This is a genomic window from Niveispirillum sp. (assembly GCF_052437035.1).
Taxonomy (GTDB): Bacteria; Pseudomonadota; Alphaproteobacteria; order Azospirillales; family Azospirillaceae; genus Niveispirillum.
Genome location: NZ_JBQVOH010000010.1, coordinates 96,643 through 115,611, shown reverse-complemented (window position 1 = coordinate 115,611; position 18,969 = coordinate 96,643). Strand labels below are relative to the sequence as shown.

The following is an 18,969-nucleotide window of genomic DNA, read 5'->3' as shown; positions in this document are numbered from 1 at the left end:
GATAAAACATCCATGTAATAGACCGTGATTACGCAATATGCTCCCCGGCAGCAGGCCCCGGACACGTCTGATAACGATAATTTGGATTACCGGATACGCACACCAGTTACCCCCCTGCCAATATCGATATCGGCAGCGGTCAATGACCGGCCCGCGATGGAAACGTCCTCAATCAGGATGTTCTGAACCGGGCCGCCGTCAGGATGCCCGGCGATGACGGGACGATGGGTTCCCGCTTCGCGAAAATGGACATTGCGGAGGGTGACATTCTGCACGCCACGCCCGTGGGCGTGGCTATAACTTTTGTTGAAAACAGTGCGGAAATTGAAGGGCATCCCCTCCTCAATCCGCTCCACGCGCACATCCTCGAACAGAACATCACGCACCAGGTTGCCATCGCTGTTGGAGATGGCCAGCGCGCCCTGATATTCGGGATCATCCTCATCATGTTCCAGGATGTCGATATCGCGGAATGTCAGGTTGGCGATGGTTTCGGCGGCACCCGGCGTGCCATGCAGGCCGATATTAACGGGATGCGCAATGTCAGCCCACAAGATGGCACGGGTTATGAGGTAATTGCGTGCGTCGCCCCGATAATCCCAGCGGCCACCATAGATCGCGATATTATCATCGGAATTCCGCAGGAAGACATCATCCACGCGCACATCCGAACAGCTCATGAAATCCAGGCCGTCGGTCCAGTTGCCCATGCTGATCGCTTTGAAATCCGTGATTGTGATGCCCGTTGATTGTCCACACTGAACTGAATAATGGCCAGGATTGACGATAACCAATCCGTCGATCCCGATATTCCGGGCATGGGCAACCAGGATGCCCTCATCCTTTGCCTTCGTGATCAGGCCGGGACCGGTCAGTTGCACATTGCGCGCTCCGCGCAGGTCGATACCGCCCTCCAGAATGGCGCCGGGGGCAAAATAGACCCGCGTGTCGGACGGAATGACAAAGCGGTCAGCCCCTTCCGGCGGCACGTGGATGCCGGCCCCGAAAATCTTGATGCCGGGGCCATCCTCCGCCGGGACCGAGGGCCGCATGGTACCGGCGAACAGGTGCAGATTGCCCAACCGGTCGCCATCGAATTCCACTGACAGCTTACGGGGCTGTTCCAACCGGAAAATGGCCGAGTCCCCCTGAAAGGTCGGCTCCACACCTGCCGATGCGGGGCGGATTTGCACCCGCCGGACATCGCCGTTGTTGCGGCGGACGGAAACCTCCACCGGCCCGTCCATATCGAACAGCACCATGCTGGCATCGCGCTTCTGATCATTATCAACCCGAACACGATATTCATAGAGATCGCGCCAGGAGCCGCCCGGTTGCCGCACGCGGACGGTGTAATCATCATTGGCGCTGGACCAGAAGGCCTTGCCGGGCGGTGGTGGGTGGATCAGCGGCTCACCGGCCTGGCTGGTAAGCGTGAGACCAAGCACACCCAGCGCGCAAGCCATGGTTCGCTTCATGACATCTCCTGTCGTGCAATGGGTGCCGGCACCGGTCCCGTCGATTCCCGCTCCCGCAGGGTGAAGGGAACGACGTGGTGGCGGATGGCAGGTGCCCCGCCACCACGTCCTTCACGGATGAATTCATTCAACGTTTCCATGGCCATACCAGCCATCTCCGCAATCGGTTGATGCACCGTTGTCAGTTGAGGCCATAGAAGGGACGCGATGGGCGTGTCATCAAATCCGGCGATGGACAGGTCCGCTGGTACCCGCAGACCCAGCCCGAATGCAATCGCCGCGACCGCCGCCGCCATGTCATCATTGCTGGCAAATACGGCGGTAGGCCGGGGACCGGCATCAACCAGCAAGCGGCGACCGGCATCCAATCCCGAACGATAGCTGAAATCACCTGCCACCACACGATCCGCCCGCACCGGCTGTCCTGCCTGGGCCATGGCGGCGCGGAAGCCCTCCTCCCGGCGCAGGGCAGGAGAATGGCGGGGATCACCCCGCACAAAGGCAATGTCGCGATGCCCCAGCGTCAACAGATGCCGGGTCATGGCCCGCGCACCTTCGAAATCATCGATCAGCACGGCGGAGGAATGCGACCGAGGATCAGCAGTGGCAAAGCTGAGTGCGGGGATATCCGCTTGCCACAGCAGATCCAGCGCCTCAAGACTGTCGCAAAGCGGTGGCGGCAGGATCATGCCATCGACACCGGCGGCCACCAGTTTACGCACGGCATCCATGGCGTCGGGATGGGCGGCCACCGGTTCCACAACCAGCTGGCATCCGTCACGCCCCCCCTGCTGAAACGCCCCCATCAGGAACTCCCCCAGATTGGAGGAGCGGGGATTGTTGAACAGCACACCGATGCGCAGGCTCCCCGCCCGCGCCATGCGCGCCGCCACGTTTGGCGTGTAATGCAGATCGCGGATCGCCGCTTCCACCTTCTGGCGCAGTGGGTCACTCACCTTCGTACCATTCACGACGCGCGACACGGTCATGGGCGAAACGCCTGCCCGCCGCGCAACATCATGCACTGTCACCGCGGCCTTCCGGCGCCCCTGCGCGTCTGTCACAGCCGGGGGAGCGCCCTTTTCTGTGGTCGTCACCCTTCCCCTCACGATCTTCCTGAAGCCATTCCCGGCAAGTCGGAATGGCGGGCCGCACCTGTCGGCGGATATTCCATAAGCTGCGTGATGCGCCTGATTACGATAACAGTCAATATCAACTTGCACGATCCCATTCAGAATCGATATTTCCTGAAAGACGCCGGAACATATGACAATGATTAGCCCTTGAGCCCACGCCGCATATCGGATAACGATATCCCTCAATAAGGCACATCAAAAAATCCGGGGAGGATTAAGATGCCCACTGGCACTCCTGGAGCTAGGCGGAACTACGCGCTGCTCAGTGCGTTCATGTTCCTGTTTTTCTTCGCACAGGCGGCATCCATGTCCTTTCTGGCCATCTGGCTGAAGGGGCCGATGGGCCTGACGGGGGCGGAGGCGGGGACCGTCTTTTCAGCCAATTTTATCGCCGCGATGCTGTGTCAGCCGCTTTATGGCTATGTGTCGGATCGTATCGGACTGAAGCCGCGCGTACCGCTGTTCATCGCCGGGATGGTGGCCTTGTCTGGCCTGTTCTTCCCTTTCGTCTATGCGCCCTTGCTGCAAACCAATGTCGTGGCGGGTGCTGCGGTCGGCGGGCTATATCTGGGCCTGACTTTCGTGGCTGGCTCCTTCGCGCTGGAAAGCTTTGTCGACCGGGTGGGCCGCCGTTATGGCTTTGAATATAGCCGGGCGCGGCTATGGGGGTCGCTGGGCTATGCCAGCGCCGCCGTCTTCACGGGCCGCCTCTACAATATCGATCCCGGTATCAATTTCTGGATGGCGTCGGTGGCGGGACTGCTTCTGATCCCCGTCATCCTGGCCGCCCGCATCGAACCCGATCCGCAAGAGCAGGCCAAGGCGCAGGCTTTGACGCCCCGGGAATCGCTGACCGTTCTGGCCGACCGGAAATTCTGGGGCTTCATGGTGCTGATCCTGGGCGTGACCAACCTGTATCTGGTCTATGATCAGCAGTTCCCGGTCTATTTCGCCTCCATGTTCCCGACGCCCGCCGAGGGCAATGTGATGTTCGGCTACCTGAACTCCGCGCAGATCTTTGTGGAGGCGGGGATGCTGCTGATCGCGCCCTGGATCGTGATGCGCACAGGGGCCAAGAACGGCCTACTGATCGCTGCCGCCATCATGATCGTGCGGATCGCAGGGTCGGCCCTGGTCAGCACGCCGCTGGGCATCTCCTCCATGAAGATGCTGCATTCGATTGAGCTGCCGATCCTGGCCGTCTCCATCTTCCGCTATATCGCCTATCATTTCGACAGCCGGTTTGCCTCCACCATCTATCTTGTGGGCGTCAGTTTCGGCCATTCGCTGGGTCTTGCCATCCTGTCGCCGATTGTCGGGGCCGGCTATGACCAATTCGGGTTCAAGACCACCTATCTGCTGATCGCTGCGGGGGCCTTGGCCTTCTGGGTCGCTTCCTGTTTCGCGCTGTCCATCACACCGCGCACCGATGCGCGGGGCCGGCCATTGGATGAGGCGGAGACGGAACCCAGCGCCGACCCCCGCCCCGCCGCCGCCAACTGAGCGAGTGACGATGACACGCATTCATCATGAACCCATCCGGGACCCATCCCGGCTGGTCGCCATCCCCCTGCCGACGGTTGACGAACTGGACGCGGCCATCGCCCGTGTCCTTGCCCGCATCAACCGTGCCCTGCCGGAATTCATCGAACGGTTTCCGGCGCCGTCCAGCGAGAACCTGATTTATCCCGCCATCGACAATGTCGAATGGACCAACGGTTTCTGGACCGGGATGCTGTGGCTGGCGCATGAGGTGACAGGGCGCCCGCATTATCGGGAGGCGGCGGAAATCCAGGTGCGTTCCTTCCTGGATCGGACCGAACGGCGCATCGTCGTGGCGCACCATGACCTGGGTTTCCTCTATACCCCGTCAGCCTGCGCCGCTTACCGGCTGACCGGCAATGCCGATGCACGGCGGGCCGGGCTTCTGGCCGCTGATCTGCTGCTGGAACGGTTTGATCCGGTTTCCGGTGTGATCCAGGCCTGGGGTGATCTGAATGACCCGGCAGAGGCCGGGCGCATGATCATCGACTGCAACCTGAACCTGCCCTTGCTGTATTGGGCGACGGCGGAAACGGGTGACGATAAATACCGCCATGCCGCCGAGCGGCACCTGACGCAAGCGGCAAGGCATCTGGTCCGGCCCGATGCCTCTACCTTCCATACGTTCCATATGGATACGCGTACCGGCGCACCCCTGCGCGGCACCACCCATCAGGGGCATGCCGATGACAGTTGCTGGGCACGCGGTCAGGCCTGGGGCATCTATGGCTTCGCCCTGGGCTATGCCCATTCAGGGCGCAAGGGGCTGATCGATCTGTCGGCCTCGCTGGCCAATTACTTTTTGAACCGGTTGCCGGCGAATCTCGTCTGCCGCTGGGACCTGGTCTTTACCGATAGCGACGCGCCGGCCGATACGTCCGCCGCCGCCATTGCCGCCTGCGGTCTTCTGGAACTGATCCGGCACCTGCCGGCCAGCAATCCTGACCGTGACCTTTACACCCGCGCCGCCTGGGGCATGGTGCAGCGGCTGGATGCCGACCACCTGGCCCCCATTGACGGATCAAACGGCGTACTTGCCCATGGGGTCTATCACATGCCCAAACGCATCGGGGTGAATGAGTGCTGTATCTGGGGTGACTATTTCTATCTCGAAGCGCTGGTCCGCCTGCGCCATGTCTGGAGGCCTTACTGGTGAGCGGTCCATCACGTCGCGGCCTTCTGGTCAGTGCGGCTGCACTGCCCTTGGCCACCGGAACCAAGGTTTTGGCCCAGACCAATCCCAACATCCATGACGTCACCTCCCCCGATGGCAAGCTGACCCTGCGCGTGGATGCCAACGGCCCCCGCTGGTCGGTGATCTATCGCGGGCGGGAGGTGATGGCCCCGTCGCCGCTGGCCCTGAAACTGGCCGACGGCGGCCTGCTGGGTCCGAGGGCAAGCCTGACGGGCACCAGCCGCCGGACCATCACCGGCACCTGGACCCCGCCCTATGGCATCCGCACCACGGCCACGGAAAATTGCGGGGAACTGACCGTCACCTTCACCGATGCTGCCAGGAACATCAGCTTCGCTCTGTTGGCGCGGGCCTATGATGCCGGTGTCGCCATCCGTTTCCGCCTGCTGTCGGCCCCGTCGCCGACCCTGACTTTAACAGGCGAGGTCACCGAATTCCGTCTGCCCTCGGAGGCGGTACTGTATGTCAGCCGGGACGAGGGGGAGTATCAACGCACGGTTCAGACCAATGTCACGCCCGTACCGCACCCCGACCTGACGGAAAGCTGTGATCAAGAAGTCCTGGCCGATACGCCGGTGACGGCACAGCTGTCCGACGGCACCACCCTGCTGATCAGCGAAAGCGACCGTATCCATTATCCGCGCGTCATGCTGCGCAGCGGGCCGTCGGGCCTAGTCACGCATCTGATGCGGTTTCCGGGGCGGGCCACGGGCTATTCCGGGCCGGGCACCACGCCGCCGGAAGACAGCTTCACCGTGCCCGTGCCGTTCGACACGCCCTGGCGCGTCATCATGACGGGACCGGATGAAAAAAGCCTGATTGAGACCCAGGACCTGATCCCGACTCTGGCCACACCCAACATTCTGGGTGATGTCAGTTGGATCAAGCCGGGGCGGGCCGTACGCATCCGCGAATACACGACCCAGGCGGGCCTGGACACCGTGGATTTCGCGGCGGCGCGCAAGCTGGATTTCGTGGAATGGGATGCTCACTGGTACGGTGACGGCACCGATCCCAGCGACGCCACCTATGCCATTCCGGCAATCGATATCCGCCGCGTCATCGAATACGCCCGCTCCAAGGGGCTGGGCATGATCCTGTATGTGGACCGGGTGCCCGCCATGCGGCAGCTGGACGCGATTGTGAAGACCTATCAATCCTGGGGCGTGGCCGGCATCAAGTTCGGCTTCATCTGGGAAGGGCGGCAGTCGGACGTGGACTTCATCCATAATCTGGTGAAGGTCTGCGGGGAGCATAGGCTGCTGGTCAATCTACATGACAATCTGCGCCCCGCCGGGCTGGAACGTACCCTGCCCAACTATGTGGCGCTGGAAGGGGTTCGGGGGAATGAACAGTTCCCGACATCGCGAAACAACTGCACCCTGCCCTTCACCCGCGCCCTGTCGGGGCCGATCGATTACACGATATGTTACGCCAACCCCAGAAACCAGACGACCAACGCGCACCAGTTGGCGATGGCCGCCATCTACTATAACCCGCAGACCTTCCTCTACTGGTATGACAAGCCCAATAAATATGCCGGGCGCGACTGGCCCGACCTGGCCTTTTTCGATGAATGCCCCACGGCCTGGACCGATACAAAGGCCCTGTCGGGCAAGATCGGCGAACATGTGGTTGTGGCGCGCAAGGCACGGGACGGTCGCTGGTTCCTGGGCGCCATCACCAGCGAGATGGGCAGGACCCTGACCATCGACCTGTCCTTCCTGGGCGATGGCCACTGGACCGTCCGGCGTTTTGCCGATGGCGCGCCATCGGCACCCGTCAACCGTACCCCCGTCACCATCACCACGGAAAAGGTGAGGGCTGGGGGCAAGCTGGAAATGGTCCTGTCGCCCCATGGTGGTCAGGCCATGATCTTTCAACGGGTATGATGCTTGCGCCGCCAGGGGTTACGACCCCTGGCGGCAGAGGATTTCCTTGCGGCAACCGGTACCCCGATGGATAGTCACGGCTACCCGAACAATAATAAGCCAGCAGTTGGAGGAAACATGTCGGTACGCAACGGCATCCTGACAGGCGCACTTTTGGCCTTGTTACCGCTATCATTTGCAATCGCGGAGACGCCCCTGGTCACCGCCGACAGCAGCATGAAGCCCGGCATCTGGGTCCCCGATCAGGGTGATGGCACCTATATCAACCCCGTCCTGAACGGGGATTATTCCGACCCCGATGTCGTGCGTGTCGGTGACGATTATTATATGACGGCATCCAGTTTCACCAATGTGCCGGGCCTGCCTGTGCTGCATTCGAAGGATCTGGTGAACTGGACTCTGATCGGCCACGCGCTGCCCCGGCTGGTGCCCGATGCCCATCATGGCACGCCGCGACGCGGCGGCGGCGTCTGGGCGCCCGCCATCCGCCACCATGCAGGCAGGTTCTGGATTTACTATCCCGATCCGGATTTCGGCATCTATGTGGTGACCACCACCAACCCCGCCGGCCCCTGGACGGCACCAGTGTTGGTGGATGGCAGCAAAGGTGCCATCGACCCCGCCCCCTTCTGGGATGAAGATGGGCAGGGCTGGCTGGTTCATTCCTATGCCGCTTCACGGGCGGGGGTGGAGAAGAAGAACCGCGTTGTCCTGAAACGCCTGTCCCCTGATGGGCAGCGCACCCTGGATGACGGTGTAGTGATCGTTGACGGCAATACACTGCCCCCGGTCATGACGTCACAAGGTCCCAAGCCCTGGTTCACGACAGAGGGGCCGAAGCTCTACAAGCGCAAGGGCTGGTATTACATTTTCGCCCCGTCCGGCAGTGTGAAGGGCGGCTGGCAGGGTGTGTTCCGCGCCCGTGGCATCACCGGCCCTTATGAAGGCCGCTCCGTGATGGATCAGGGCGACACACCCTGGAACGGCCCGCACCAGGGGGCCTGGGTGGACACACCGACGGGTGAAGACTGGTTCCTGCATTTCCAGGACACCGATAGCTATGGCCGCCGCGTCCTGCTGCAGCCGATGCGCTGGGGTGCCGATGGCTGGCCCCTCATTGGAGAACGGCAGAAGGGCCGGAATTTCGGTCAGCCCGTAACCCGCCATACCAAACCGAACCTGCCCGCACAGCCGGCGTCAGCGCCGCTGGTGAATGATGATTTCGCCGATGGCTATCACCTGGGCTGGCAATGGAGCGCCAATCCCGCCGACGACTGGATCGACCGGTCGGTGAAGGACAAGCTGCGTCTGAAATCCGCCTCATCGTCGGCCAACCTGTGGGAGGCCAGCAATCTGCTGACACAGAAACTGCCGGGCATGCGGTTTGCCGCAACCACCAGCCTGACCCTGTCGCCGGCGCAGATCGGCGAACGGGCCGGCCTGCTGGTTCTGGGATATGATTACGCCTGGATCGGCCTGGAAAGCACTGCCGACGGGGTGAAACTGGTACAGGTCACCCGCCTGAAGGCCGATCATGGCGGCCGCGAAGGACAGGTTCTATCCAGTTCTGAAACGGTTCTGACAGCGGGGGTTAAGGTCGATGGACCCGTCCATGTCCGCGCCCGGTTTGAACCGGTAACGGTGGCCGAACCGGCACCCGGCTTTGCCCATTACTGGCCGTCCATGCTGCGCTCCACCCATGCGCGGGTACAGTTCAGCTACAGCCTGGACGGCGTAAACTTCACCGCTATCGGCAAACCCTTCCAAACCCTGCCCGGCCGCTGGGTCGGCACACAGATCGGCCTGTTCGCACAGGCCGCCGGTGGCACACCGGCCTTTGCCGCCACCCGTGTCGGCTATGCTGAATTCGGGGCTTTCCAGGTAACAGAATAGGGGACAGGGGTCCCCGCCGCAGCGGCTGAACCGTCCCGGTTGGACGCGTTTGAACTGACGCCGCTTTATCCGCGATGACCCTGACGCATCACCGGGCCGGCGCCGGCCCGGTACTTTCGCGTTCGCGCAGGGCAAAGGGGGCCACATGGTGACGCACGGCGGGCACAGAGCCGGTTCGCCGTTCCTTGATGAAATCGGTCAGGATCTCCACTGCCTTGGACGCCATGTCGGCAATGGGTTGATGCACCGTCGTCAATTGCGGCCACATCAAGGAAGCGATGGGCGTGTCGTCAAAGCCAGCGATGGAAACATCCGCCGGCACACGCAGCCCCATGCCCAGGGCGATGGCCATGATGGCCGCCGCCATATCATCATTGCTGGAGAAGATGGCCGTGGGGCGCGGGCTATCACTTGCCAGCAGGCGGCGCCCTACCTCCAGGCCGGAACGATAGCTGAAATCGCCTTGCACCACCCAGTCCGGACGGATGACCTGTCCCGCCTGCGCCATGGCGGCGCGGAACCCTTCCTCCCGCCGCAACGCGGGGGAATGGCTGGGATTGCCCCGCACAAAGGCGATGTCACGGTGCCCCAGCGTCAGCAGATGGCGGACAATGGCACGCGCGCCCTCAAAATCATCCACCAGCACAGCACTGGAATGGGAACGAGGGTCCGCAGTGGCGAAGCTCAGCGCGGCGATATCCGCCTGCCAAAGCAGATCCAATGCCTCCAGGCTGTCGCATAAAGGCGGAGGCAGGATCATGCCGTCGACACCGGCAGCCACGAGTTTGCGTACAGCATCGACGGGCGCGGGATGTGCCGCCACCGGTTCGATTACCAGCTGGCTGCCGTCACGCCCGCTCTGCTGAAACGCCCCCATCAGAAAGTCACCCAGATTGCCGGAGCGCGGGTTGTTGAACAGCACGCCGATCCGCATGGACCCCGACCGTGCCACCCGTGCGGCGATATTGGGGACGTAGTTCAATTGCCGGATGGCCGCATCCACCTTCTTGCGCAAGGGTTCGCGCACCTTGGTGCCATTGACCACCCGTGACACGGTCATGGGCGACACACCGGCCATCTTTGCCACATCATGCACGGTGACAGCGCTCTTGCGGCGTACGCCGCCTGCGGCATTGTCGTGATCGTCGCTGTTCGCCACCGTTTTCCCCCTGTCGCGGCTTTCCGACAACGTCACCGTCGACGCCGCACAATTGTCTGTTCTCAAGGACTTATAGGCTTGATCGGGAAGGATGGGAAGATGGCCTGACCCCTACCAGCGATAACGATACCTTGATTGGACAGGAACGTGACGCCCCATCGCCATTCGACAAGAAAAGCTCGGCACCTGCGATGCCGGCCGCACCGGAAGGCGTTGTCCACTCATATCAGGGGATAAGGGATCAGACGGAAGGCGTGACCAGCTTCAGCGTTTCGGCCATGCGGACAAGGTCGGCCAGTGTGCGGGCCCCCATCTTGCGCATGCCGGCACCCCGATGGATTTTCACCGTGATCTCCGACAGGCCCAGATCGCCGGCGATCTGCTTGTTGAGCCGGCCAGCGGTGACCAGCGCCATAACCTGACGTTCGCGGGGCGATAATGTTTCATAGAGGGACCGCAGTTGCGCCACCGTATCCCGCCCCACCCGGCTGCTGCGGTCCTGCTCAATGGCCGCCGAAACGGCATCCAGCAGGTCCTGCTCACGACAGGGTTTGGGCAGGAAATCCAGGGCCCCGGCCTTCATGGCCCGAACGGACATGGGAATGTCGCCATGCCCCGTCATGATGATGACGGGCAGACAGATGCCCAACCCCTGAAGCTGCGTCTGGAACTCCAGACCACCAATGCCAGGCATGCGCACATCCAGCAGCAAACAGCCCGGCACATCCGGCCTTGGTGTATCAAGGAAACACCGCACGCTCTCATGGGCCATGGCGTCCAGCCCTATGGAACGGAACAGGCTGCACAGCGACAGGCGCAGCGAGGCGTCATCATCAATGATATGAACGATGGGATTAGCCGTCATCGGGGCCGCTCCGGGCGTTTGACAGAAAAAGATTAAGCCACTGAAACAACAGGTGCAAGACGTCAGGGTGGGGATGGATGGGTGGATGTTCAGATGCCCGACGTCGCAGCCTTGACCGACGGCAGCGTGAAGGTGAAACGGGCACCCCGACCATCCGCGCGGTTTCCCGCTTCAATACTGCCGCCATGTGCCTCGACAATGGACCGGCAGACAGCCAGCCCAATGCCAAGCCCCTCCCGCTTTGTCGTGAAAAAACTTTCGAACAGGCGGGGTGAAGTGGCGGGGTCCAGACCGGGGCCATTGTCCTCCACCACCACACGCAGCCAAATGGCACCAACCGCCATGACTGCAATCGACAGGCGCGGCGGCGATATTTTCGCCTCTGCCATCGCCTGTAAGGCATTCACGGCCAGGTTCACAACGACCTGCTGAAGCTGGATACGGTCGGCCGATACCAGGGCCGGTCCCGATACCGGACTGAAATGCAGTTCCACCTGTCTGGCCTGGAATTCATGGCGCAGGAAATGTGTCGCCTCCTCAACCAGCTCATTCAGGTTGAGGGGGACATGATCCGCACGGCGGTTGGCGGCCATATCGCGGACCCGAGCGATGATGCCAGCGGCACGTTGAGCATCGGACACAACGCGTCCCGCCAGTTCGCGCACTTCGCCCAGGTCTGGTTCTGCCCGGTTCAGCCAGCGCAGACAGGCGGCCCCGCTGGTGGCGATAGCGGCCAGCGGCTGGTTGACCTCGTGCGCGATGGATGCCGCCATTTCGCCCAGCATGGCGACACGGCCCGCATGGGCCAGTTCCGCCTGCATCTGTTCCACCCTCGCCAGTGCGGCGATCCGGTCACCGATATCGATGAAGGCAACGATATTGGTGCCGCGTTCCCAGGTGCTTGGCGGAAATGCCACGGTGTAGAGTACGTCGATCTGCGTGCCGTCCAGCGCATCGACCTTGGTTTCCTCCGAGTAGCCGGGTTCGCCGTTAAGGCGGGCCAGAACGGTGCGGCGAACAGTTTCTGGCCGGGTACGCCAGAACCGTTCGATAGGGATCAGCATGTCCTCGCGCCGGCGCGCACGAAACAGGCGCTGCGCTTCCGGATTCACCTCAATCGCCTTGGTGCTGCGCAGAATGTCCTGAATGAAATTCAGATCAATATCCATCTCATTGCGGGGCGGGGGCTGGTTTGCATAACGGGCGGCCAGTTGGCTGTTCATGTAGCGCATATCCAGTTGCCCCAGCGCCACCGGCATATGATCGAACAACTCACGATAGCGCCGCTCGCTGCGCCGTGTTTCCTCTTCCGCCTGCTTGCGTTCGGTAATGTCGATCACCCCGACCAGAACATGGCCCCTGCCCTTATGTTCTTCAGGCCAGCAGACCGTGAACAGCACATCGATGAACCGGCCATCCAGACGGGTCAGGGTGGTTTCCGTGGCATAACGATCCTGACGCCGTGCCGCGGCGATCAGGCTTTCGGCAAAGACGTGACGGCTTTGCGGGGGAAAGCACCACGCGACATGGCCGCCGACGATTTCATCGCGTCGGCTGGCGCCGAACAAGGAGATGACCTTGTCATTCACATCAACCACGTGAACGGCGCGCATCGCCTCTACCACCCAGTCCGGGTTGTCCGCCATGTACCGGGGCAGGTCCGTGACACCGGAGGCCATCAGACCGCCGATCATCATGCGCACGCGGCTGAAATCCATTTCCCAGAACGCCGCCGCCATGGCCTGGAACAGGTTGCGATAGCGATGTGCGGCCAACCGCGTCTCCTGTTCCAGGGCGGTCAAGGCGGCAATGTTGCGACCGGTTTCAACAATATCAACCGGCATGCCGCCGACATCACGGCGTAGGGTCCAGCGCACCTCCACCGACAGGTCGCGCCCATCGGCGCCATGACGCCCAACCTCCCCCTCCCAGCTTCCCACTGCCAGCAGCCGCGCTTCGATATCAGCCATGGGGAACAGGTGACGTGTGCCCAGCAATTCATGCAGCGACCGCCCCAGAGCCGCTGCCGATGAAAAGCCATAGAGGCTTTCGGACGCCCGGTTCCAAAGCGTGACATGCCCCCGCAGATCGCGGACGATAAGGCTTTCGGCAATCAGATCGGCAATATCATCCACCATGGTCAGTCAGCCCCCTGTATCGCCGCCTCACCTGGACCGATGGCATCCGCAAGACATTCCGCAAGGTCCTGCGCGTCAAACGGCTTCTGGAGAAGGCGGAACGGTTTGGTGGCAGCAGCGCGTTCCAGCAGAACCGGTTCTGTGCGCGCCGTCATCAGGATGACGGGAATATCCGGTCGGGTACCCGTCAGCAACAGCCGCAGGTCGATACCGGACATTCCCGGCATCTGTATATCGCTGATAACGCAATCAACCCTGGCCATATCCGCCCCGGCAAGAAAGTCATCAGCCGAGCCATAAGCAGCCGTACGATATCCGTATGAACGCAGAAGGTTCACAAGCGCCGCGCAGAGTGATTGATCATCGTCGATGACACAGACAAACGGGGCTCTGGACAAGGGGGCGTCCTTCCATAACCGGGGGCGGTCACGATGCTGGCATGGGCCGAAGGCCAGCGGAATCATATTTAGGTGTTAGAGCTGTTTTCGGTTTACCGGAAACAGCTCCGGCGGCGACGGAGGAAACGAACGGATGGAGCGTGTTCCCTGACGGGCGGAGCGATGGACACCTACGCCCCACCCGCCGGGTTTCAGCATGTCAGGTGTCAGTCCTTGAAGAACGCCAGAAGGTCGGCGTTGATCGTGTCGGCCTGGGTGGTGGCCATGCCGTGATCAAAGCCCTTGTAGACCGTCAGCGTGCCCTTCTTCAGCAGTTTGATGCCCAGCAGCGCGCTGTCGGCGATCGGGACGATCTGATCATCGTCGCCATGCATCAGCAGGACGGGCACGTCGATCTTCTTCAGGTCCTCGGTGAAGTCGGTCTCCGAGAAGGCTTTGATACAGTCATACTGGGCCTTGATCCCGCCCATCATGCCCTGACGCCACCAATTGTCGATAACACCCTGGGATACCTTCGCACCCGGGCGGTTATAGCCATAGAAGGGACCCGCCGCCACGTCCTTATAGAATTGCGCGCGGTTGGCGGCCACGGCAGCGCGGAAACTGTCGAACACCTCCAGCGGCAGACCGCCGGGATTGTTTTCGGACTTCACCATGATGGGCGGCACGGCGCCGATCAGCACGGCCTTCTTAACGCGACCGGCCTCTGCACGGGCAACGTAACGCGCGACCTCCCCGCCGCCGGTGGAATGGCCGACATGGATGGCCTCTTTCAGGTCCAGCGTGGCGGCCAGGGCCTTCATATCCTCGGCATAGGTGTCCATTTCGTTGCCGGTAGACGTCTGGCTTGACCGGCCATGGCCGCGACGATCATGGGCGATGACGCGGAAGCCCTGGCCAAGGAAGAACAGCATCTGCGCGTCCCAGTCATCGGCTGACAGCGGCCAGCCATGGTGGAAGACGATGGCCTGCGCGTCGCGCGGACCCCAGTCCTTGTAGAAAATCTCCGTACCGTCCTTGGTCTTGATTGTGCTCATGATGCGCGTTCCTTCTGCATGGCTGGCGGCTTCGGCCAACGCCTGGGGAAAGAGGAAAGGAGAAAGCAGGCCGGCGGCGTACAGCCCGATACCGCCTGCCAGGACGTCACGACGGGTGGCGCCCACGACGGCGCGGGTCACCATGCTTTTCATGATGCAGGCTCCGATTGTCCGATGGAGGCGGTGGTGCCACCGATGGCCGGTGCTATCCGACCTGAAAGCCAGCCCAGAATGGACTCTCGGTCACCACAGGCCAATTATTCGGGTATTTCAGGGCATTAACACCTTGGTATAGGTGCATTAACCATGATGTTGGGCGACAGTCACCACGACCCTGCGGAATAGTGACACCGTTCTTCAAAAGCCCCCTCGAATGAACCCGGACAAGCGGCTTTCCTTGACAAGTCCATACATTTCCATAATAATCGAATTATGGAATCGAAACACGCCACTGAAGCCTTCGCGGCCCTTGCCCAGGAAACCCGGCTCGCCATCTTCCGCCTGCTGGTACAGCGGGGACCGGACGGTTTGCATGCCAGCGAGATCGCCCTCCAGGTCGGCGTTCCCGCCTCCACCCTTTCCCATCACCTGAGTATCCTGGAGCGGGCGGGCCTGTTGCGGTCCTGGCGCGTGCAGCGACAGATTTTCTACGCCACCGATTATGAGGGGACGCGTAGGCTGGTCGCCTTCCTTATGGAGGATTGCTGCCAGGGCCGGCCTGAAATCTGCGGCGGCATCCAGGTGCCAGCCTGTACCAGCAATTGCCTGGATTGATCCATGACTGTCGCCTGAAGGAGGCAGAGATGATGCAGCAGGGAGACATCGCGTGACCGAGATAACCATATATCACAACCCGTCTTGCGGCACCTCGCGCAACACGTTGGCCATGATCCGCAACAGCGGCGTGGAACCGACGGTGATCGAATATCTGGTCACGCCACCGTCCCGCGACACCCTGGCCGGGCTGATCGCCCGCATGGGCGTGCCGGTGCGCGATGTGCTGCGCGAAAAGGGCACGCCTTATGCTGAACTGGGGCTGGATGATCCGACCCTGACGGATGATGCCCTGCTGGATGCCATGATGGCGCACCCGATCCTGATCAACCGGCCCATTGTGGTCACGCCGCTGGGTGTGCGCCTGTGCCGCCCGTCGGAACTGGTGCTGGACATCCTGCCCGACACGCAGAAGGCCGCCTTTGCCAAGGAGGATGGCGAGGCCGTCGTCGATGCCGCCGGCAACCGCGTGCGCTGATCCCCTCTTCCCGTGCCCCAAGGTCCGTCATCGTGAGCCAATCCGCCCCAGCCCGCCGCCTGTCCTTCCTGGACCGCTATCTGACCCTGTGGATTTTCGCCGCCATGGCGCTGGGTGTGGCACTGGGCAGTCTGTTCGAAGGGCTGCCCGCTGCACTCGACCGGATGTCGGTCGGGACCACCAATGTGCCCATAGCCATCGGCCTGATCCTCATGATGTATCCGCCGCTGGCCAAGGTGCGCTATGAGGATCTGCATCAGGTCTTTGCTGACAAGCGTATCCTGGCCCTGTCGCTGGTCCAGAACTGGATCATCGGGCCGGTGCTGATGTTCGCACTGGCGGTGCTTTTCCTGTCCGGCCAGCCGGATTACATGACGGGCCTGATCCTGATCGGACTGGCGCGCTGCATCGCCATGGTGCTGGTCTGGAACCAGCTGGCCTGCGGGTCGAACCAATATGTGGCCGGGCTGGTGGCCTTCAATTCCATTTTCCAGATCCTGTTCTTCAGTGTCTATGCTTGGTTCTTCCTGGGGTTCCTGCCGCCACTCTTGGGGCTGGAGGGCAGCGTCATCGACGTCTCCTTCTGGACCATCGCGGAGGCGGTGCTCATCTATCTGGGTATTCCGTTCCTAGCCGGCTTCCTGACCCGTAAGGTTCTGATCAAGGCTAAGGGGGAGAACTGGTACGAGAACCGCTTCCTGCCTCGCATTTCCCCCATCACCCTGGCAGCCCTGCTGTTCACCATTGTCGCCATGTTCAGCCTGAAGGGGGGCGATGTGGTGCGGCTGCCTATGGATGCATTGGCAATCGCGGTACCGCTGACCCTCTATTTCTTGATCATGTTCCTGGTCAGCTTCTTCATGGGGCGGCTGGTCGATGCCGACTATCCCCGCGCCACGTCGGTCGCCTTCACGGCGGCGGGCAATAACTTCGAACTGGCCATCGCGGTGGCCATCGCTGCCTTCGGGCTGGCGTCGCCGGTCGCCTTTGCCGCCGTGATCGGGCCGCTGGTGGAGGTGCCGGTGCTGATCTTGATGGTGCAACTGGCTTTGTGGCTGGGCCGACGTTGGTACCCGGCCACAGCACCGGCCAAAGGGTAGGAACCATGAACCGCCTTCGCCCCCTGTCCGACCCGGCCCATCTGCCGGCATTCGACCCCACCTATGCCCATCACCAGCCGGCCATGGGTCTCGGGCCCCTGGACCCGAAGCCGCGCATCCTGCTGCTCTACGGGTCGCTGCGCGAACGCTCCTTCTCCCGTTTGGCGGTGGAAGAGGCGGCCCGGCTGCTGGAATATTTTGGTGCCGAAACCCGCATTTTCGACCCGTCCGACCTGCCGCTGCCCGATCAGGTGAAAGGCGATAATCATCCGGCGGTACGAGAATTGCGGGAGCATTCGATCTGGTCGGAAGGTCAGGTCTGGTGCAGCCCCGAACGCCATGGCCAGATTACCGGCATCATGAAGGCGCAGATCGACCATCTGCCGCTTTCAATGGGCGGCATCCGCCCCACCCAGGGCCGCACCCTGGCTGTGATGCAGGTATCCGGCGGATCGCAGAGTTTCAATGCCGTCAACACCCTGCGCATCCTGGGCCGCTGGATGCGGATGTTCACGATCCCCAACCAGTCCAGCGTTGCCAAGGCTTTCCAGGAATTCGACGAAGCCGGGCGCATGAAGCCGTCGGCCTATTACGACCGCATTGTGGATGTCATGGAAGAACTGGTGCGCTTCACGGTGCTGCTGCGTCCGCATGCCAACCTGCTGGTTGATCGTTACTCCGAACGGCGGGAGGCATTGAAGCCGGTCGACCCCGCGACCGATCTGGCGACACTGGCCGTCACAGCCGGACAAGGCTAGGCTTGAGGACGGATCGCCAGGCCGATGTCGCCATCATTGGCGAGGGATTGAATGACATAAACAAGGCCCGGCAGACATGATTGATCAACCGCCACCACAACGGCCCCTTCCACCCCCCTCCACTCAGGCGAAGCGGGTGTTCATGCTTGGCGCGACCGGCACCATTGGCCAGGCGACGGTCCGGGCCCTGGTGGCACGCGGGCATGAGGTGATCTGCTTCATCCGACCGCGCGCCGGTGTCGGCGGAAGGCTCACGCCGGCAGATAGCGCACTCCTTCTGCCGGGCGCCCGCTTGCGCTATGGAGACGTCACCGATCCCGCATCCCTCAGGCTTGACGGGTTCCGCGGTGAGCATTTTGATGCACTCGTCTCCTGCCTCGCTTCCCGCACGGGCACACCGCAGGACGCCTGGGCCATCGACCATCAGGCGCATCTGAACGCGCTCGCCGCCGCGAAGGAAGCCGGTGTTTCCCAGATGGTCCTGCTCTCCGCCATTTGCGTACAGAAGCCGCTTCTGGCGTTTCAACAGGCGAAGCTGGCTTTCGAAGCGGCGTTGATCAATTCCGGCCTTTCCTATTCCATCGTACGCGCCACGGCATTCTTCAAATCACTGGCCGGCCAGATCGCGCGGGTGAAAGGCGGCAAGCCCTATCTGATGTTCGGCGATGGCATGCTTACTTCCTGTAAACCGATCAGCGATGACGATCTTGGTGCCTTTCTCGCCGAATGTCTGGATGATCCGGCACGCCAGAATCGCATTCTACCAATCGGTGGCCCTGGCCCCGCGTTGACGCCGAAGCAGCAGGGCGAGATGTTGTTCGCGCTCCTGAAACGCCCACCCCGTTTCACCCGGGTGCCGGTCGGGCTGCTCGATGCCATCATTGCTGGGCTGGGCTTCGCGGGACGGTTCTCCCGATCCCTTGCGGACAAGGCGGAGCTTGCCCGCATCGGACGCTATTACGCTACTGAATCAATGCTGGTTCTCGACCCCGCTACCGGGCGCTATGACGAGGCCGCAACACCTTCGACGGGGACGGACACTCTGGTCGAGTTCTACGCCAGCGTTATCTATGGACAAGAGTGCGCCGAACGCGGCGACCACGCCGTGTTCTGACGAAACAGCTTG

At 62.0% G+C, this 18,969-nt stretch carries 16 protein-coding genes; 9 read left to right on the top strand and 7 right to left on the bottom strand.

Annotated features, from left to right (window positions below):
- Positions 1-86: 86 nt before the first annotated feature.
- Together ACT6Q8_RS21040 and ACT6Q8_RS21035 are read right to left on the bottom strand one after the other, a co-directional pair.
- On the bottom strand, positions 87-1,478 hold the full coding sequence (locus tag ACT6Q8_RS21040) for a glycosyl hydrolase family 28 protein (RefSeq protein WP_444734336.1): 1,392 nt from the start codon (positions 1,476-1,478) through the stop codon (positions 87-89).
- Positions 1,475-2,509 (bottom strand): LacI family DNA-binding transcriptional regulator, encoded by a 1,035-nt coding sequence (locus ACT6Q8_RS21035; RefSeq protein ID WP_054170377.1) that lies wholly within the window; start codon positions 2,507-2,509, stop codon positions 1,475-1,477. The genes ACT6Q8_RS21040 and ACT6Q8_RS21035 overlap by 4 nt, the downstream gene beginning before the upstream one ends.
- Before the next feature lie 324 nt (positions 2,510-2,833).
- Here ACT6Q8_RS21035 and ACT6Q8_RS21030 point away from each other — a divergent pair, with 324 nt between their 5' ends.
- The 4 genes from ACT6Q8_RS21030 (at position 2,834) to ACT6Q8_RS21015 (ending at position 9,136) form a co-directional block, all read left to right on the top strand.
- A complete protein-coding gene (locus ACT6Q8_RS21030; RefSeq protein WP_444734335.1) occupies positions 2,834-4,117 on the top strand; it encodes an oligosaccharide MFS transporter in 1,284 nt (427 codons plus the stop codon).
- A gap of 10 nt (positions 4,118-4,127) precedes the next feature.
- Positions 4,128-5,312, top strand: a complete 1,185-nt coding sequence (locus tag ACT6Q8_RS21025; RefSeq protein WP_444734334.1) for a glycoside hydrolase family 88 protein — start codon at positions 4,128-4,130, stop codon at positions 5,310-5,312.
- Positions 5,309-7,243, top strand: coding sequence for a glycoside hydrolase family 97 catalytic domain-containing protein (locus ACT6Q8_RS21020; protein WP_444734333.1), 1,935 nt, complete (start codon positions 5,309-5,311; stop codon positions 7,241-7,243). The genes ACT6Q8_RS21025 and ACT6Q8_RS21020 overlap by 4 nt, the downstream gene beginning before the upstream one ends.
- 117 nt (positions 7,244-7,360) lie before the next feature.
- Positions 7,361-9,136 carry a glycoside hydrolase family 43 protein gene (locus tag ACT6Q8_RS21015; RefSeq protein WP_444734332.1) on the top strand — a complete coding sequence of 592 codons (1,776 nt, stop codon included), beginning with the start codon at positions 7,361-7,363 and terminating at the stop codon, positions 9,134-9,136.
- An 88-nt stretch (positions 9,137-9,224) separates the two neighbouring features.
- On the opposite strand, the gene ACT6Q8_RS21010 is transcribed toward ACT6Q8_RS21015, so the two are convergent.
- From ACT6Q8_RS21010 to ACT6Q8_RS20990, 5 genes are all read right to left on the bottom strand, one after another.
- Positions 9,225-10,295 (bottom strand): LacI family DNA-binding transcriptional regulator, encoded by a 1,071-nt coding sequence (locus ACT6Q8_RS21010; protein WP_444734331.1) that lies wholly within the window; start codon positions 10,293-10,295, stop codon positions 9,225-9,227.
- Between the two features lie 241 nt (positions 10,296-10,536).
- A complete protein-coding gene (locus tag ACT6Q8_RS21005) occupies positions 10,537-11,160 on the bottom strand; it encodes a response regulator transcription factor (protein WP_444734330.1) in 624 nt (207 codons plus the stop codon).
- Between the two features lie 89 nt (positions 11,161-11,249).
- Complete coding sequence (locus ACT6Q8_RS21000; RefSeq protein WP_444734329.1) at positions 11,250-13,298, bottom strand: PAS domain-containing sensor histidine kinase; 2,049 nt, start codon at positions 13,296-13,298, stop codon at positions 11,250-11,252.
- Between the two features lie 2 nt (positions 13,299-13,300).
- Positions 13,301-13,762 carry a response regulator transcription factor gene (locus tag ACT6Q8_RS20995; protein ID WP_444734328.1) on the bottom strand — a complete coding sequence of 154 codons (462 nt, stop codon included), beginning with the start codon at positions 13,760-13,762 and terminating at the stop codon, positions 13,301-13,303.
- A gap of 140 nt (positions 13,763-13,902) precedes the next feature.
- Positions 13,903-14,886 carry an alpha/beta fold hydrolase gene (locus tag ACT6Q8_RS20990; protein ID WP_444734327.1) on the bottom strand — a complete coding sequence of 328 codons (984 nt, stop codon included), beginning with the start codon at positions 14,884-14,886 and terminating at the stop codon, positions 13,903-13,905.
- Positions 14,887-15,165: 279 nt separating this feature from the next.
- Between ACT6Q8_RS20990 and ACT6Q8_RS20985 the strand changes: the two genes are divergently transcribed.
- From ACT6Q8_RS20985 to ACT6Q8_RS20965, 5 genes are all read left to right on the top strand, one after another.
- Positions 15,166-15,507 carry an ArsR/SmtB family transcription factor gene (locus ACT6Q8_RS20985; RefSeq protein ID WP_054170057.1) on the top strand — a complete coding sequence of 114 codons (342 nt, stop codon included), beginning with the start codon at positions 15,166-15,168 and terminating at the stop codon, positions 15,505-15,507.
- A gap of 52 nt (positions 15,508-15,559) precedes the next feature.
- Positions 15,560-15,985 carry an arsenate reductase (glutaredoxin) gene (arsC, locus tag ACT6Q8_RS20980; protein WP_054170058.1) on the top strand — a complete coding sequence of 142 codons (426 nt, stop codon included), beginning with the start codon at positions 15,560-15,562 and terminating at the stop codon, positions 15,983-15,985.
- A gap of 32 nt (positions 15,986-16,017) precedes the next feature.
- Positions 16,018-17,085 carry an ACR3 family arsenite efflux transporter gene (gene arsB, locus ACT6Q8_RS20975; RefSeq protein ID WP_444734326.1) on the top strand — a complete coding sequence of 356 codons (1,068 nt, stop codon included), beginning with the start codon at positions 16,018-16,020 and terminating at the stop codon, positions 17,083-17,085.
- A gap of 5 nt (positions 17,086-17,090) precedes the next feature.
- Positions 17,091-17,843: an arsenical resistance protein ArsH gene (gene arsH / locus ACT6Q8_RS20970; RefSeq protein ID WP_054170059.1), complete on the top strand. Its 753-nt coding sequence runs from the start codon at positions 17,091-17,093 to the stop codon at positions 17,841-17,843.
- 76 nt (positions 17,844-17,919) lie between these two features.
- Positions 17,920-18,957: an NAD(P)H-binding protein gene (locus tag ACT6Q8_RS20965; protein WP_444734325.1), complete on the top strand. Its 1,038-nt coding sequence runs from the start codon at positions 17,920-17,922 to the stop codon at positions 18,955-18,957.
- The last annotated feature ends 12 nt before the right edge of the window (positions 18,958-18,969 follow it).